The sequence below is a fragment of the Aeromonas fluvialis genome, from assembly GCF_000819885.1.
Lineage (GTDB): Bacteria > Pseudomonadota > Gammaproteobacteria > Enterobacterales > Aeromonadaceae > Aeromonas > Aeromonas fluvialis.
The window spans coordinates 218,833-233,888 of the sequence record NZ_CDBO01000011.1; the positions used below are offsets into that span (position 1 = coordinate 218,833).

Below are 15,056 nucleotides of genomic sequence, written 5' to 3' on the forward strand. Positions count from 1 at the left end.
CTGCAGGTCGTCACCAGATCCACTTTCCCCGCCGTTTCATCTGGTTGCTGCGCCTGCTTGGTGCGCTGCCGGTGGGGCTCTGGCTGCGCCTTGGCCGCGCACTCGTATCGAAAGGAAGCCATTCATGAAGAAAAAGATCGCCATCGTCGGTTCAGGGATTTCGGGGCTCACCGCCGGTTTTCTGCTCCACAAACTCCATGACATAACCCTGTTCGAGGCGGCAACAACCCTGGGCGGTCACACCGCCACCGTCGATGTGAATCAGGCTGGACGCAGCTATGCCATCGACACCGGCTTTATCGTTTTCAACGATCGCACCTACCCCAACTTCTTGGCGTTGCTGGCGCGTATCGGCATGGCGCGGCAACCGGCCGAGATGAGCTTCTCGGTGAAGAGCCCTGAGGGGCTGGAGTATAACGGCCACAATCTAGATACCCTGTTTGCCCAGCGCAGCAATCTGCTGAGTCCGCGCTTCTACGGCTTCGTCGCCGAGATCTTGCGTTTCAACCGGGAGGCGCGGGCCTGGTTGGCTGATGGTCAACATCAGGGAGCCGGCTCCGAGCTGACCCTGGGGGACTTTCTGCTGGCAGGGGAGTTTAGCGACTACTTCGCCCGCCACTACATCTTGCCGATGGGGGCGGCAATCTGGTCGTCGACGCTGGCCGATATGCGAGCCTTCCCACTTGGCTTCTTCCTGCGTTTTTTTGCCAATCACGGTCTGCTCGATGTGGCAAATCGCCCCCAGTGGTACGTGATTCCAGGTGGCTCGCGGGAATATATCGGCCCCCTTACGGCGGGTTGGCAGGCGCAGATCCGCCTCGCCTGTCCGGTGCAGAGCGCGCGGCGGGACGCGGACGGCGTGGTGATCGTGAGCAGTTACGGCGAGGAGCGGTTTGACGAGGTGATCTTCGCCTGCCACAGCGATCAGGCGCTGGCGCTGCTGGCAGATCCCGACGAGCGGGAGCAGGCCATCCTCGGCGACATGCCCTATCAGGCCAACGAAGTCTGGCTTCATACCGATGCCCGCTGCCTGCCCATCCGTCGCAAGGCATGGGCCAGCTGGAACTATCAGCTCGATGGCAACGACGAGGCGCGGCCGCTGGTGAGCTACAACATGAACATCCTGCAGGGGGTGAACTCGCCGGAGCCCTTCTGCGTCAGCCTCAATCCCAGGGGAAAGGTGGATGAGAGCAAGGTGCTGCGCCGCTTCGTCTACCACCATCCGGTGTTCAATCAAGCATCTATCGCTGCCCAGCAGCGTCGCGCGGAGATCTGCGGTCAGCAGCATACCCACTTCTGTGGCGCCTACTGGTACAACGGCTTCCATGAGGATGGGGTGCGCAGCGCACTGGATGTCGCCAGGCGCTTCGGAGCCGAGCTATGAACGGCGTCACCGTGGCCACCGACCATCAACGTGCCGGCGAACTGGCTGACGTCACCAGCGCCATCTGGCAGGGATCGGTGCGCCATCGCCGTTTTGCGCCGCGGGCCCACGCCTTCTCCTACAGCCTCTTTATGCTGGGACTGGACCTCGACGAGCTACCGCGGATCGCGCAGGGATGCTGGTTCGGGGTGGAACGGGCGGGGCTGCTCTCGTTTCACCGCCATGACTATCTCAAGGGCAGTGAGGGGAGTCTCAAACAGGCGGTGTGGCAGAAGGTGAGCGAACTGGGTGGCGATGCCGACTCCGAAGGGCGGGTGCTGCTGCTCGGCAATGTGCGCTGTCTGGGATTCTACTTCAGCCCGGTCAACTTCTACTTCTGCTACCGGCAGGGCGAGGCGCGCTATCTGCTGGCTGAGGTGTCGAACACCCCCTGGAACGAGCGTCACTACTACCTGCTGGATCTGGCGGCGCTGGCGCCCCATGACAAGGATTTTCACGTCTCCCCCTTTATGGGGCTGGCGATGCGTTATCACTGGCGGATCAGGCCGCCCGCGCAGGAGACACTGATCCATATCGAGAGTCATCCCGTATCCGGTGAAGCCAAGCTGTTTGACGCAACCCTGGCGCTCACTCGCCAGCCGTTGTCGCGCAAGGGGCTGGTGGCCCTGCTCGCACGTTGGCCCTGGATGACCATGAAGGTGCTGATCGGGATCTACTGGCAGGCCCTGCGTCTTTTTATCAAACGAACACCGCTATTTACCCATCCGGAGAGCCGCTAATGGAACTTGCTCAATCTACCCTCTCAGCCTCATTCATCGATAAAAGTGCAAGGCAACTGCTGCTCAAGCTGCTGGGACGTCTAGAACATGGCCAGCTACTGCTGCGGGATGGTGGTGAGCGCCACCGCTTTGGTGTAGCGGGCACCGATCTGCACGCCGAACTGGTGGTGCAGGATCCGGCTTTTTATCGTCGCCTGTTGCTCGGTGGCAGCATCGCAGCCGGGGAGACCTGGGTGGAGGGGCTCTGGACCAGCCCGGATCCGGTGGCGCTGGTGCGGCTGCTGGCCCGCAACCTGACGCTGCTCGACTCCCTTGAGCGGCGCCTCGGCTGGCTCAGTTTCCCTTTCAACAAGGTACGTCACTGGCGGAGTCGCAATACTCTGACCGGTTCGCGCGCCAACATCGCCGCTCACTACGATCTCGGCAACACCCTCTATCAGGGGTTTCTCGACAGCCATATGCAGTACTCGAGCGCCATCTATCCGAGCGCCGAGGCCACTCTCGAAGAGGGACAGCAGGCCAAGCTGCGCACCATCTGTGAGCGGCTGGAACTGGGGCCTGACGATCATCTGCTGGAGATCGGCACCGGCTGGGGGGGCCTCGCTGTCTATGCCGCCCGCCACTACGGCTGTCGGGTGACTACCACCACCATCTCCCGGGCTCAGCACGACTATGCCAAGCAGTGGATTGAGCGGGAGGGGCTGGGGGATCGCATCACCTTGCTGCTGGAGGATTACCGCAAGCTGGAGGGCACCTATGACAAGCTGGTCTCTATCGAGATGATTGAGGCGGTGGGTCACGCCTTCCTGCCCGACTATTTCCGCCAGTTGTCACGGCTGCTCAAGCCCGGTGGCCGCCTGCTCATTCAGGCCATCACCATCGCCGATCAGCGCCATGCCCAGTATCTGCGCGGGGTTGATTTCATCCAGCGCTACATCTTCCCCGGTGGCTGCCTGCCGAGCGTCTCCCAGATGGCGGGGTTGCTGGCGAGGGAGACCGACATGCAACTGGTGCGGTTGCACGATCACGGCCATCACTATGCCCGCACCCTGGCTCACTGGTGCGAGCGCTTTCTGGCGCTGGCGCCCGAGCTGCCCAAGCTCGGTTACAGCCAGGATTTCATCCGGTTGTGGCACTTCTATTTTGCCTATTGCGAGGGGGGATTCTGGGAGCGCACTATCAGCCTGGTTCAGTTGGAGGCCGCCAAGCCGGGGCCAGCTGGCTGGTCCGGTGATGTGCCAGTAAGCGGTCACTGACCATGTGGCAGTGGGCTCACCTGCTGGGGTTCAACCTCTACTGGTTGCTGGCGGTGAAGTGGCAGCAGCCGGGCCCGCTGCTGGCAATGTTGCTGCTGCACTTTCTCTTCTCACCCTGCCGCCAGCGTGACTGGCGGCTGCTCCCCATCGCGGTGGCCGGCTGTCTGCTGGATGCGCTGCTCTGGCAGATCGGCGTGTTCCGGTTCCCGTCCGGTTTTCCCCTCTGGTTGGTCCTGCTCTGGCTCGGTTTTGCCCTCACCCTCTCCCATGGATTGCGCTGGCTGCTGCGCTTGCCCCGCTGGCAGCAGGCGCTGTTTGGCGTGTTTGGCGGTGCCTCCTCCTATGTGGCGGGCGCCGCTATGGGGGCAGTAGACTTACCCTGGGGCATCTGGGTCAGTACAGCGTTGCTGGCTGTGATCTGGATGTGGTGGTTACCCGTACTACTGTGGGTAATGGTCAAGCTGGAGGGTGAATGATGACAAACACCTTTTCGACCGACTCGTTGCTGTTTTCCAAATGGACCAAAGAGAGCCAGCATGAGCTGACAGATCGCTTCTATCTGGTGGTTGCCTGCCAGCGGGATGCGCAGGGGCAGCTGGTGCAGGTGGTGATGCAGGAGATCAACACCCTGCAGGAACAGGAGATGGACTGGCATGAACTGGAAGACCCCAACCACTGGCATATGGGGTGGAATTAACCCGCTGCTGCTGGCGTTTACGCTCTTGGCTGCAACCGCAGTGCAGGCTTCTGCCGCTCCTTGGCAGCAGCTGCGCCCGGTCGGGCAGGGGGAAATGAACTGGCTCTGGTTAAAGCTCTATGATGCCACCCTCTACAGTGCGAGTGGGCGCTATCAGCCCGGTCACTATCCGCAGGCCCTGACCCTCACCTATGCCAGATCCATCGAGCGGGAAGATCTGCTGAGCGCTACCGCCGCTGAGTGGCAACGACTCGGTCTTGGCACTGACGCCGAGCGTCAGAGCTGGCTCGGTCAGCTCGCTGCACTCTGGCCCGATGTGCAGGCGGGCGATCGGCTGACCTTCTATGTCGACAAGGGCGGGGCAGGCCACTTCTGGTGGCAGGATAAGCCCCTCGGCACCCTGGCCGATCCGCAGTTTTCTGCCGCCTTCCTCGCCATCTGGCTGGCTGACAACAGCCGCGACCCCGCCCTAACCCGCCGCCTGCGTGGCCAACCCTGAACATGGAGTCTCTGATGTCTTTCTATCGTGCATATCGCTGGTTGCTGTTGCTCCCCTTTTTGCTGCTGAGCGGCTGTGGCGCCACCCTCGATGACTATCAGGGGCAGGGGCCAAACTGGGATCTCGCCCGTTTCTTCAACGGCAAGCTGGTGGCTCACGGCCTGGTGACCGACCGCAGCGGTGAAGTGACCAGTCGCTTTCGGGTCGAGATGGTGGGGCGCTGGCAGGATGGCAAGGGGGAGCTGTTCGAGCAGTTCTACTTTGACGATGGCCGTCAGCAGACCCGCACCTGGTATCTGAGCAAGGGGGCTGATGGTCACTGGCGCGGTACCGCTTCTGATGTGGTGGGTGAGGCGGTGGGTAAAACCCAAGGGTTTGCTCTCAACTGGCGTTATCAGCTCGATCTGGCGCTGCCGGATGGCGAGGTGGTGCGGGTGAGCTTCGATGACTGGATGTACCTGCTGGATGAGGATCGCCTGATCAATCGTGCCGAGATCAGCAAGTTCGGTATCCATCTTGGTGAGGTGATCCTCTATATTGAACGTCTGCCCTGACCATTAACGAAAGATAACGGCCAGTAAAAAGCGCGCCGAGGGCGCGCTTTTATTTATGGCAAAATCAGAGTCATCAGATGATGCGGTTCTCTTCCAGCATCTTGCGACGGGCCTCTTCCTTGGCCATCTTCTTCTTGCGGTTGTCGCAGGGTTCCGGGCAATCGCACTCTTTCTCGATGCCGACGCTACCCAGACCGCCACAGGAACCGGAGATGGTCTTCTTCTGGAAGATATAACCGATAGCCATGGCGGCTATCACCAGCATGAATACCCCGAAGGTGATCAGAAAAATCTGCATCTCTACCTCTTACTTCTTGACCAGATAGGGCTTGAAGGCATCGGAGTAAGCCTCTTCAAAGCCGTTGTCCGTCTTGGTGATCACGAAGATCGCCAGGCCGCGCTCATTGGCATAGGCCAGGCTCTTCTCGGTCCCCATCACCATAAACACGGTGGCCAGCCCGTCTGCGGTCATGCAGGAGGGGTGGATCACGGTGACCGACACCAGACGGTGCTGGATCGGCTTGCCGCTGCGCGGATCTATGGTGTGGGAGAAGCGTTGACCATCCAGTTCATAGTAGTTGCGGTAATCGCCGGAGGTAGCAACCCCGTTGTCACCGGGAACGATCACCTCTTGCACCGTGCCGGTGCCTGCGGTGGGTTTCTCGATAGCGACCCGCCAGGGATTACCCTTGCCGTTGACGCCATTGATCCTCAGCTCACCGCCGATTTCAACCAGATAGTTGCGGGCCCCCATAGATTCTAGGTATTCAGCCACCTTGTCCACACCAAAGCCCTTGGCGATGGCGGAGAGATCCACGTAGAGATCCGGCACATCTTTTTGCAGGGTGTCGGCATCCACCGAGGTGATGACGTGCAGGTTGCCAAGTCCGGTCTTCTGGCGAGTCTGGGTGATCAGCTCGTCGCTCGGCACCTTGGTTGGCCGTTTGTCCGGGCCAAAGCCCCACAGATTGACCAAGGGGCCCACGGTGACGTCCAGCGCCCCCTGGCTCTCACGGCCAATGTGAATGGCCTCTGTGACGACCCGTGCGGTATCGCGGGAGACCACTACCGGTTTGTTGTCACGGCTCTGGTTGAAGCGCGACAGTTCGGAATCGGGGCGATAGGTCGACATCTGATCGTTGACCCGCTCCAGCAAGACATCCACCTCAGCTTGAAGCTTGGCCGGATCGCTGATGGCGCTGTCCGCCACCTTGATGGAGTAATAAGTACCCATGGTGCTACCGGTGATCTGGATCTCCGGTTTGGATTGGACCGTCTCCTGACCGCACCCAGTCAAGAAAAAGGCTAGCCCGAAGGCTAGCCAGGTCTTTACAACACTGTGCATGGATTAACCACCAAAGTCATCCAGCAGGATGTTTTCGTCTTCAACGCCCAGATCTTTGAGCATGTTGATGACGGCAGCGTTCATCACCGGAGGTCCACACATGTAGAACTCGCAATCTTCCGGTGCCTCGTGGTTCTTGAGATAGCTCTCGTAAAGCACGTTGTGGATGAAGCCGGTGTAGCCGTCCCAGTTGTCTTCCGGTTGCGGATCAGACAGGGCGACGTTCCAGGTGAAGTTCTCGTTCTCGGCGGCGAGCATGTCAAAGTCTTCGACATAGAACATTTCGCGCTTGGAACGGGCACCGTACCAGAAGCTCATCTTGCGCTTGGACTTCAGGCGACGCAGCTGGTCGAAGATATGGGAACGCATCGGCGCCATACCTGCACCACCACCGATGAATACCATTTCGGCATCGGTCTCTTTGGCAAAGAACTCACCGAACGGACCTGAGATGGTCACCTTGTCGCCAGCCTTCAGGCTGAAGATGTAGGAGGACATCTGGCCCGGAGGGGCAGTCCAGTTGCTCGGGGGCGGGGTCGCGATACGCACGTTCAGCATGATGATGCCGAACTCTTCCGGATAGTTGGCCATGGAGTAGGCACGGATGATCGGCTCATCGACCTTGGACTCCAGCTCAAAGATCTTGAAGCGATCCCAGTCACCGCGATACTCCTCGGGAATATCGAAGTTCTTGTAGTGCACGTGGTGAGCCGGGGCTTCAATCTGGATATAACCACCGGCGCGGAACGGTACGCTCTCGCCATCGGGGATCTGCAGCTTGAGCTCCTTGATGAAGGTGGCCTTGTTATCGTTGGAGATAACAGTACATTCCCACTTCTTCACCCCGAAGATCTCTTCCGGCAGTTCGATATCCATGTCGGAGCGCACGGTAACCTGACAGGCCAGACGCTCGCCATGACGGGCTTCGCCCTTGCTGATGTGATCCAGTTCGGTCGGCAGAATGTCGCCGCCACCGGATTTCACCCGTACCTTGCACTGGCCGCAGGAGCCACCGCCGCCACAGGCGGAGGAGACAAAAATACCGCTACCAGCCAAGGCGCCCAACAGCTTACCACCCGCAGGACCAACCACAGCCTTGGCCGGGTCACCATTGATGCTGATTGTCACGTCGCCCGCGGTCACCAGCTTGGACTTGGCGAACAGAATGACTGCCACCAGTGCCAGCAGGATCACGGTAAACATGACCACACCCAAAATAATTTCCATCTATCGTTCCTTTCTGATTGCAGGAAAGCCGATTACAGGGAGATACCAGAGAAGGACATAAAGCCCAGCGCCATCAGACCGGCGGTGATGAAGGTGATGCCCAGACCACGCAGGCCTTCCGGAACATCGGAGTACTTCATCTTCTCGCGGATACCCGCCAGCGCAACGATCGCCAGCATCCAGCCTGCACCTGAGCCCACGCCGTAGACCACAGACTCCACGAAGGTGTAGTCACGCTGCACCATGAAGGAGACGCCACCGAAGATGGCGCAGTTCACGGTGATGAGCGGCAGGAAGATACCCAGCGCGTTGTAGAGCGCCGGGAAGTACTTGTCCAGCGCCATCTCCAGGATCTGTACCAGCGCCGCGATCACCCCGATAAAGGTGATAAAGCTCAGGAAGCTCAGATCCAGGTTAGGGGAGAGGGCATCGGCCTTCAGCACGTAGTTGTAGATCAGGTTGTTGACCGGTACGGCGATGGTTTGCACCACGATAACGGCAATACCAAGACCCATGGAGGTCTTTACCTTCTTGGACACCGCCAGGAAGGTACACATCCCCAGGAAGAAGGAGAGTGCCAGGTTTTCGATGAAGATCGATTTAATCAACAGACTCAGATAGTGTTCCATACCTTAATCCTTCGCCTCCACCTGCTTGGGATCCTTGGTGCGCACGCCCCAGATGATCAGACCAATGATGAAGAATGCACTCGGCGGCAGCAGCAGCAGACCGTTGGGTACATACCAGCCACCGTTGTTCACCAGCGGCAGCAGCTCGATGCCGAACCAGGTGCCGGAGCCCAGCAGTTCACGCACGGTCGCAACGCTCAGCAGAATGGCGCCATAGCCCAGACCGTTGCCGATACCATCCAGGAAGGAGGGGAGCGGCGCGCTCTTCATGGCGTAGGCTTCGGCGCGGCCCATCACGATACAGTTGGTGATGATGAGGCCGACGAATACCGACAGCTGCTTGGATATGTCATAGGCATACGCCTTGAGCACCTGGTCAACCACGATAACCAGCGAGGCGATGATCGCCATCTGGGCAATGATCCGCACGCTGTTCGGGATCTGGTTGCGGATCAGGGAGATGAACAGGTTTGAGAACGCGGTGACCGCTATGACCGCGAGGGTCATTACAAACGCTGTCTTCATCTGGCTGGTAACCGCCAGTGCGGAACAGACACCCAGCACCTGCAAGGCGATGGGGTTGTTGCCCAGCACTGGAGTCAACAGCAACTTTTTCATTTCGCTCTTGTCAGCCATTGTTGATTTCTCCTGCACGAACCTTGGCCAGGAAAGGACCGAAGCCCTTGGGACCCATCCAGAAGTCAAAGGTATGCTGTACGCCGTTACCGGTCAGGGTAGCGCCGGAGAGACCGTCGATCTCGTGCTCGGAGCCTGCCGGTGCGTGACCCTTGATGATGCGCAGCGCCGGCATGCCATCCTGATCGAACAGCTTCTTGCCGACAAACAGCTCACGCCAGGCCGGATTCTCGATTTCACCGCCCAGACCCGGGGTTTCACCGTGGTCGTAGTAGGTGATGCCTTTTACGGTCTGTCCATCAGCGGCAACGGCGACGAAGGCATACATGGTCGACCACAGACCCTGACCGTAGATGGGCAGGATGATGCTGTCGATCTTGCCGTCGGCATCCTTGGCGAAGAATACCGGGATCTGCTTGGAGATCTGGCGCAAACTCGCTTTGTCGTCAGCGGGAGCAAGACGGATGTTGGTGGCCGGATCTTTGGCTGCCTGCTTGGTGTCGAAGCTGTCGGCATCTTTGTTGGTTTTGCCGTCAACAAAGTTACCGGTGGCGAGATCCACCAAGCGGGCTTCGATATTATTGCCGTACAGTTTGGCAATATCCCGCTTGGCCACATCGCTCACATCCACACCGGCTACGGCGAGAATGTTGCTCTGCTTGTCCAGCGCCTTGTTCTCCTCTTGGGTAGAACGCAGGCCAACAGCAGCAACGGATACCACGATGGAACAGGCCAGGCAGAGGCCGGTGACCACGCTGATGGTGCCGAAGGTTGAGTCTTTATTAAACGCCACGAGCAATCCTCCGCTTGATGTTTGCCTGAGCGACGAAGTGGTCAAACAGGGGAGCAAACAGGTTTGCAAACAGAATGGCCAGCATCATGCCTTCCGGGAAGGCGGGGTTCACCACCCGGATCAGCACGACCATCACGCCGATCAGCGCGCCATACCACCACTTGCCCTTGTTGGTAAAGGCAGCAGAGACGGGGTCGGTCGCCATGAAGGCCATACCGAAGGCGAAGCCACCCAGTACCAGATGCCAGTGCCACGGCATGTTGAACATGGGATTGGTATCGGAACCGATGACGTTGAACAGCAGGGAGGTGGCGATCATACCGATCATCACGCCGGCGATGATGCGCCAGGAGGCGATGCGCATGTAGACGATCATGGCCGCACCCAGCAGGATCATCAGGGTAGAGACTTCACCGATGGAACCCGGCAGGTTCCCCAGGAAAGCATCCATCCAGCTGATAGCCTGGCCGGTTGCACCGTTGATCAGTGCCATCTGGCCGCCCTGGGCCCACTGGCTCAGCGCGGTTGCGCCCGAGTAGCCATCGACGGCAACCCATACTGCGTCACCGGAGATCTGGCCCGGGTAGGCGAAGAACAGGAAGGCACGACCTGCCAGGGCAGGGTTCAGGAAGTTCTTGCCGGTACCACCGAACACTTCTTTGGCCATCACCACACCGAAGGTGATACCCAGCGCAGCTTGCCACAGGGGCAGCTCGGGCGGCACGATCAGGGCAAACAGGATGGAGGTCACGAAGAAGCCTTCGTTGATCTCGTGCTTGCGCACCATGGCGAACAGCACTTCCCAGAAACCACCAACCAGGAAGACGGTGATGTAGATTGGGAAGAAGTGGGTGGCGCCGATCAGCATCTTGCTGCCGATACCGGCGACAGCCGGATCGAGGGAGGCGCCCAGCATGGTAGCCAGGGCATATTGCCAGCTGCTGGCACCCGCAGCCGTGCCCAGATGGGCAATGGCGGCGATGGCCTGGTTACCAACGTTGTACATGCCCCAGAACATGGCCGGGAACACCGCCAGCCACACCATGATCATCATGCGCTTCAGATCGAGCGCATCACGGACGTGGGCGGCATTGCGGGTAACGGAACCCGGGGTATAGAACAGGGTGTACGCCGCTTCGAACAGGGCATAGTACTTGGCGTACTTGCCACCCGGTTCGAAGTGGTGTTCCATATTTTCAAGAAGTTGCTTGAAACTCATCGCTTAACCTTCCAGTTCAATCTTGGTCAGGCACTCACGCAAGATCGGGCCGTACTCTGTCTTGCCGGGGCAGACAAAGGTACAGAGCGCCAAATCTTCCTCATCCAGCTCCAGGCAGCCCAGTGCTTGCGCACCGTCGCTATCGCCAGAGACCAGATCCCGCAGCAGCAGGGTGGGCAGGATATCGAGTGGCATCACCCGTTCATAGTTGCCGATAGGCACCATTGAGCGGTCACTACCGTTGGTCGTGGTGGTGAAGTTGATAAGGCGACCCTTCATCAGGTGAGAGAGGGTGGTGCGGGTGATGGAGAACTTGTTGGCGCTGGGGTTGATCCAGCCCAGGAACTCTTTCTCGCGACCTTCGCCCAGTGCACAGACCTGATTGTGGTAACGACCCAGATAGTCGTGAACACCATCAGCCTTGGCGCCGCTCAACAGGGAACCGGAGATGACGCGGTTTTCATCGGCACGCAGCTCGTTGTTGGTGAGCTGGCTGATGCAGGCACCCAGTCGGGTACGCAGCAGACGCGGCTTGAGCACGTTCGGGCCAGCCAGCGCGATCACCTTGTCGGTGCAGATCTCACCAGTGGTGAACAGTTTGCCAAGGGCAATCACATCCTGATAGTTGATGTGCCACTGCACCTTGGTGCTACTGACCGGATCCAGGAAGTGGATATGGGTACCCGGCAGACCGGCAGGGTGAGGACCCACGAAGATCTCTTCCTTGACCTGAGCCAAAGAGGAGTGAGGCAGGCTGCCTTCGCCCTTGCAGACATAGACGGCGCCGTCGGTCAGGCGGGTCAGTACGGCCAGACCGTCGAGGAACGCTTGTGACTGCTCCTTGATGATCAGCTCTGCGTTGGCTGCCAGCGGGTTGGTGTCCATCGCGGTGACGAAGATGGCGCGCGGGGCAGAACCGACAGCAGGCACTTTGCTGAACGGGCGAGTACGCAGTGCGATCCACTGACCTGACGCAACCAGGATCTCTTGCACCTTGCTGCGCTCGAGCTTAGCCAGCTCGGCGGAGGCAAAGTGCTCGAAGGTCACCTGTTCATCGGAGCCGTCGAGGTCGATGACCACGGACTGGAGCACACGTTTGGCTCCACGGTTGATCTCTGAAACTACACCGGTGGCGGGGGCCGTGAATTTAACGCCGGGATTCTTCTTATCTTCGAAGAGCTCCTGACCTTTGATGACGCGATCACCTACTTTGACGAACATAGTAGGTCGCATCCCCACGAACTCCTCGCCCAGCGTAGCAACACGGGTGATGGCGGGGCCATCGTAGATTACTTGCTCTGGCGCACCCAGCACGGGGATGTCCAGTCCTCTTTTGATTGTAATCATACTTAATTGCACTACCGTTACGGGAAGAGAGGTTGGTTAGCGCCGAGAAATACATCACGACGGGTGGTTGAATGAGTCTATGTTGTTGCTGCGCCGGGTGGTCGGGCCCAGCAATTATTCAACATGCGAGGTCACTCAAAAGCGCTTGAGTTTACCACTTAAGGCCCATTTTCTGCCATGCCAAATAGGTAAAATCCCTGTGTCATCACAAAATTAACCTGCAATGAATAAGCCCTGAACTCCCTGTAATCCGTGGTTTTAAAGGTTTTTTCATTTTAATACCTCCATGGAGGTATTATTGTCCGGTGGCGTGCTGAAGCCAGCAAGGAAACCTGAAATAAATACCCATTTATGGCTATCAGGATCTGCGTGCTGGCGGTTTTTTGTTTCATTTTTGTTTCTCACCCATAGGGGGACATCAGAGCAATGGGCGGCGCTCAGCCATTCAGGACAGCGAGGGGTTGCCAACACAAGCTGGTGTGCGCGGTGCCTTGCCCTTCTCCTGCCACTCGCTTGGTGTGTAGGTATGCAGTGCCAGAGCATGAACAGTGCCAGCCAACTCATCGGCCAGGATGGCATTGACCTGGCGATGGCGGGCCAGCAGCCGCTGCCCTGCAAATTGCTCGCTGACGATCACCACCTTGAAGTGGCTCTCTGAGCCCGGTTCAACCCGATGCATGTGGCTCTCGTTGATCACCTCCAGCACGGTGGGGGAAAGGGCTGCCGTCAGCTTGGCCTCAATCAGTTGTTGGATAGTCATAGGATCCGCTTCCAGAGTGAATGTCGGGCCATTCTATCGGCAGTCGCGACATGGAATAAGCCCCCGGAAGAGGGAAATCGCCAGCGGATCACCCTGTCGAACTGGTGAAATTCCTTCTCCTCGCTAGAATAGCGCCACTTTGCGTCGCCCCTGGCGCCTGTATACACGAATCAAGCCGAGGCTGGACACTCCCTATGCAAACCCTTCTCGAGACCCCCCATTGCCGCTTCAGGCTATACCGCTATCCGCGCCAGAGTCAGGAGCCCCTGCAAGCCTGGGATGCGGCTGACGAATATCTGATCAACACCCTGGCGGAGTCCCCCCGCGAGCAGGCGGGTCCCGTCATCATCATGAATGACGGCTTTGGCGCGCTGGCTGCCTATCTGTATCCGTACTCCCCCTGCTGTGTCACCGACTCCTACATCAGTGAGCGGGCGACCCTGGCCAATCTGGCCGAAAACGGATTGGATGTGGGCGGGATCCGCTTACAGGATGCGCTGGCGCCACTGCCCGATGTGCCGGCACTGGTAGTTATAAAGGTATCCAAATATCAGGCACTGCTGGAGCAGCAACTGCTGGCATTGCGTGGGGTGGTGACACCGGCGACCCGCATTATTGCTGCCGGCAAGGCGAAGGATATTCATACCTCCACCCTCCAGTTGTTTGAGAAGTATCTGGGGCCCACCCGTACCTCGCTGGCCTGGAAGAAGGCGCGTCTCATTCACTGCGAGCCGCAGGCCGAGCAACCTGCGCTGGCCAACCCCTTCCCGACCGTCTGGCCGCTGGAGGGAACTGACATGCTCATCCACAACCACGCCAACGTCTTCTCGCGCACCAGTCTGGATATCGGGGCCCGCTTTATGTTGGACAACCTGCCCATCCACAGTGCCCGCAAGGTGATCGATCTGGGCTGTGGCAACGGGGTGCTGGGGTTGTCGCTGCTCGCCAAAGACAGCGAGGTGGAGGTGACCTTTATCGATGAATCCTATATGGCAGTCGCCTCGGCCCAGCTCAACGTCGAGCACAATCTGCCCGATGCACTGCCGCGCGCCAGCTTTATGGTCAATAACTGTCTCGACGGGGTGGCGGTCGGCTCGGCGGATCGGATCCTCTGCAACCCTCCTTTCCATCAGCTGCAGGCGATCACCGATCATATCGCCTGGCAGATGTTCAGCGATGCGCACAGGGTGTTGCCTCAAGGGGGTGAACTCTGGATAGTAGGCAACCGTCATCTGGACTATCACAACAAACTCAAGCGCTTATTTGCCAACGCACAAGTCGTTGCGTCGAACAGCAAATTCGTTATTTTGAAAGCCATCAAACGCTAAAGCCAAAGGAAACCATGATGAAAAAGTCACTCTTGCTGCTGGCCGCCCTGATGCTGGGCGGGTGTGCCACTCATTGGCCGGAGACAGCGCTGCTCAATCCGCAGGTGATCCCCGCCAACCAGCAATACTACTCTGGCAATCGCATCACCATGGAAGGGGTAGACAAGCGTGAGGCAGCTTATGTCTTCTCCATCAAACATAAAGAGAAAGCCCCCGTGCTGGTCAACAGCGAGCGTCCGCTCAATCTGCTGATGGCCGAACGGCTGGCCGAAGGGCTGCGCAGCCAGGGTCTCGAAGTGGGCAACAGTGGCACCACCAACCTGACGCTGGTGATCTCCAACGCCGCTGTCAATGTGGAAGAGAAGACCTTTACCTATGTCACCAAGTCCCGCGTCAGCCTGCAGGTGATCGCCGATTTCCAGGGCAACCGTCTGACCAAGCAGTTCAACATGTCCTCCAGCAAGGAGAGCCCGAGCGAGCCGAGCATGGCAGATCTGGAATCCACTCTGAACTTGCAGCTGGGCAACGTATTGCAGCAGATCATGGCGGATGAGGCCCTGCGTGGCTATCTGAAGGGTCAACCGAGCGGCGCAGGAGTCTGAA

The 15,056-nt window shown here is 58.9% G+C and carries 18 protein-coding genes and 1 pseudogene; 10 read left to right on the forward strand and 9 right to left on the reverse strand.

Annotated elements, in window-relative coordinates; all coding sequences use genetic code 11:
- From BN1125_RS18870 to BN1125_RS03180, 8 genes and pseudogenes are all read left to right on the forward strand, one after another.
- Nucleotides 1-128: pseudogene (locus BN1125_RS18870) on the forward strand (short-chain dehydrogenase); the annotation flags it as partial.
- Entirely contained in the window at nt 125-1,384 is a 1,260-nt protein-coding gene (locus tag BN1125_RS03150) for an NAD(P)/FAD-dependent oxidoreductase (RefSeq protein WP_042010629.1), read from the forward strand. The pseudogene BN1125_RS18870 and the gene BN1125_RS03150, both read left to right, overlap by 4 nt.
- Complete coding sequence (locus BN1125_RS03155) at nt 1,381-2,163, forward strand: DUF1365 domain-containing protein (protein ID WP_042010630.1); 783 nt, start codon at nt 1,381-1,383, stop codon at nt 2,161-2,163. Before BN1125_RS03150 ends, BN1125_RS03155 begins: the two co-directional genes overlap by 4 nt.
- A complete protein-coding gene (locus BN1125_RS03160) occupies nt 2,163-3,419 on the forward strand; it encodes an SAM-dependent methyltransferase (protein ID WP_042010631.1) in 1,257 nt (418 codons plus the stop codon). Before BN1125_RS03155 ends, BN1125_RS03160 begins: the two co-directional genes overlap by 1 nt.
- Nucleotides 3,420-3,421: 2 nt before the next feature.
- Nucleotides 3,422-3,895, forward strand: a complete 474-nt coding sequence (locus tag BN1125_RS03165; RefSeq protein ID WP_042010632.1) for a DUF2878 domain-containing protein — start codon at nt 3,422-3,424, stop codon at nt 3,893-3,895.
- On the forward strand, nt 3,895-4,116 hold the full coding sequence (locus tag BN1125_RS03170) for a TIGR02450 family Trp-rich protein (protein ID WP_042010745.1): 222 nt from the start codon (nt 3,895-3,897) through the stop codon (nt 4,114-4,116). Before BN1125_RS03165 ends, BN1125_RS03170 begins: the two co-directional genes overlap by 1 nt.
- Nucleotides 4,073-4,615 carry a chalcone isomerase family protein gene (locus BN1125_RS03175; RefSeq protein ID WP_042010633.1) on the forward strand — a complete coding sequence of 181 codons (543 nt, stop codon included), beginning with the start codon at nt 4,073-4,075 and terminating at the stop codon, nt 4,613-4,615. Before BN1125_RS03170 ends, BN1125_RS03175 begins: the two co-directional genes overlap by 44 nt.
- A gap of 14 nt (nt 4,616-4,629) precedes the next feature.
- A complete protein-coding gene (locus BN1125_RS03180; protein WP_042010634.1) occupies nt 4,630-5,169 on the forward strand; it encodes a DUF3833 domain-containing protein in 540 nt (179 codons plus the stop codon).
- Nucleotides 5,170-5,242: 73 nt separating this feature from the next.
- On the opposite strand, the gene nqrM is transcribed toward BN1125_RS03180, so the two are convergent.
- The 9 genes from nqrM to BN1125_RS03225 form a co-directional block, all read right to left on the reverse strand.
- Nucleotides 5,243-5,467: a (Na+)-NQR maturation NqrM gene (gene nqrM / locus BN1125_RS03185; RefSeq protein WP_005338668.1), complete on the reverse strand. Its 225-nt coding sequence runs from the start codon at nt 5,465-5,467 to the stop codon at nt 5,243-5,245.
- 9 nt (nt 5,468-5,476) lie between these two features.
- Complete coding sequence (locus tag BN1125_RS03190) at nt 5,477-6,514, reverse strand: FAD:protein FMN transferase (RefSeq protein ID WP_042010635.1); 1,038 nt, start codon at nt 6,512-6,514, stop codon at nt 5,477-5,479.
- 3 nt (nt 6,515-6,517) lie between these two features.
- Entirely contained in the window at nt 6,518-7,741 is a 1,224-nt protein-coding gene (gene nqrF, locus BN1125_RS03195; RefSeq protein ID WP_042010636.1) for an NADH:ubiquinone reductase (Na(+)-transporting) subunit F, read from the reverse strand.
- A gap of 32 nt (nt 7,742-7,773) precedes the next feature.
- Nucleotides 7,774-8,370: an NADH:ubiquinone reductase (Na(+)-transporting) subunit E gene (gene nqrE / locus BN1125_RS03200; protein WP_042010637.1), complete on the reverse strand. Its 597-nt coding sequence runs from the start codon at nt 8,368-8,370 to the stop codon at nt 7,774-7,776.
- Nucleotides 8,371-8,373: 3 nt separating this feature from the next.
- A complete protein-coding gene (locus tag BN1125_RS03205) occupies nt 8,374-9,006 on the reverse strand; it encodes an NADH:ubiquinone reductase (Na(+)-transporting) subunit D (RefSeq protein WP_042010638.1) in 633 nt (210 codons plus the stop codon).
- Nucleotides 8,999-9,799, reverse strand: a complete 801-nt coding sequence (locus BN1125_RS03210) for a Na(+)-translocating NADH-quinone reductase subunit C (RefSeq protein ID WP_042010639.1) — start codon at nt 9,797-9,799, stop codon at nt 8,999-9,001. Before BN1125_RS03210 ends, BN1125_RS03205 begins: the two co-directional genes overlap by 8 nt.
- Nucleotides 9,789-11,018 carry an NADH:ubiquinone reductase (Na(+)-transporting) subunit B gene (locus BN1125_RS18875; protein WP_042010640.1) on the reverse strand — a complete coding sequence of 410 codons (1,230 nt, stop codon included), beginning with the start codon at nt 11,016-11,018 and terminating at the stop codon, nt 9,789-9,791. The genes BN1125_RS03210 and BN1125_RS18875 overlap by 11 nt, the downstream gene beginning before the upstream one ends.
- A 3-nt stretch (nt 11,019-11,021) precedes the next feature.
- Nucleotides 11,022-12,365 carry a Na(+)-translocating NADH-quinone reductase subunit A gene (locus BN1125_RS18880; protein ID WP_042010641.1) on the reverse strand — a complete coding sequence of 448 codons (1,344 nt, stop codon included), beginning with the start codon at nt 12,363-12,365 and terminating at the stop codon, nt 11,022-11,024.
- 445 nt (nt 12,366-12,810) lie between these two features.
- Nucleotides 12,811-13,125: a BolA family protein gene (locus BN1125_RS03225; RefSeq protein ID WP_042010642.1), complete on the reverse strand. Its 315-nt coding sequence runs from the start codon at nt 13,123-13,125 to the stop codon at nt 12,811-12,813.
- 194 nt (nt 13,126-13,319) lie between these two features.
- Here BN1125_RS03225 and BN1125_RS03230 point away from each other — a divergent pair, with 194 nt between their 5' ends.
- Together BN1125_RS03230 and BN1125_RS03235 are read left to right on the forward strand one after the other, a co-directional pair.
- Nucleotides 13,320-14,453, forward strand: coding sequence for a methyltransferase (locus BN1125_RS03230; protein ID WP_042010643.1), 1,134 nt, complete (start codon nt 13,320-13,322; stop codon nt 14,451-14,453).
- 17 nt (nt 14,454-14,470) lie between these two features.
- Nucleotides 14,471-15,055, forward strand: coding sequence for a YajG family lipoprotein (locus BN1125_RS03235; protein WP_042010644.1), 585 nt, complete (start codon nt 14,471-14,473; stop codon nt 15,053-15,055).
- Nucleotide 15,056 lies beyond the last annotated feature (1 nt).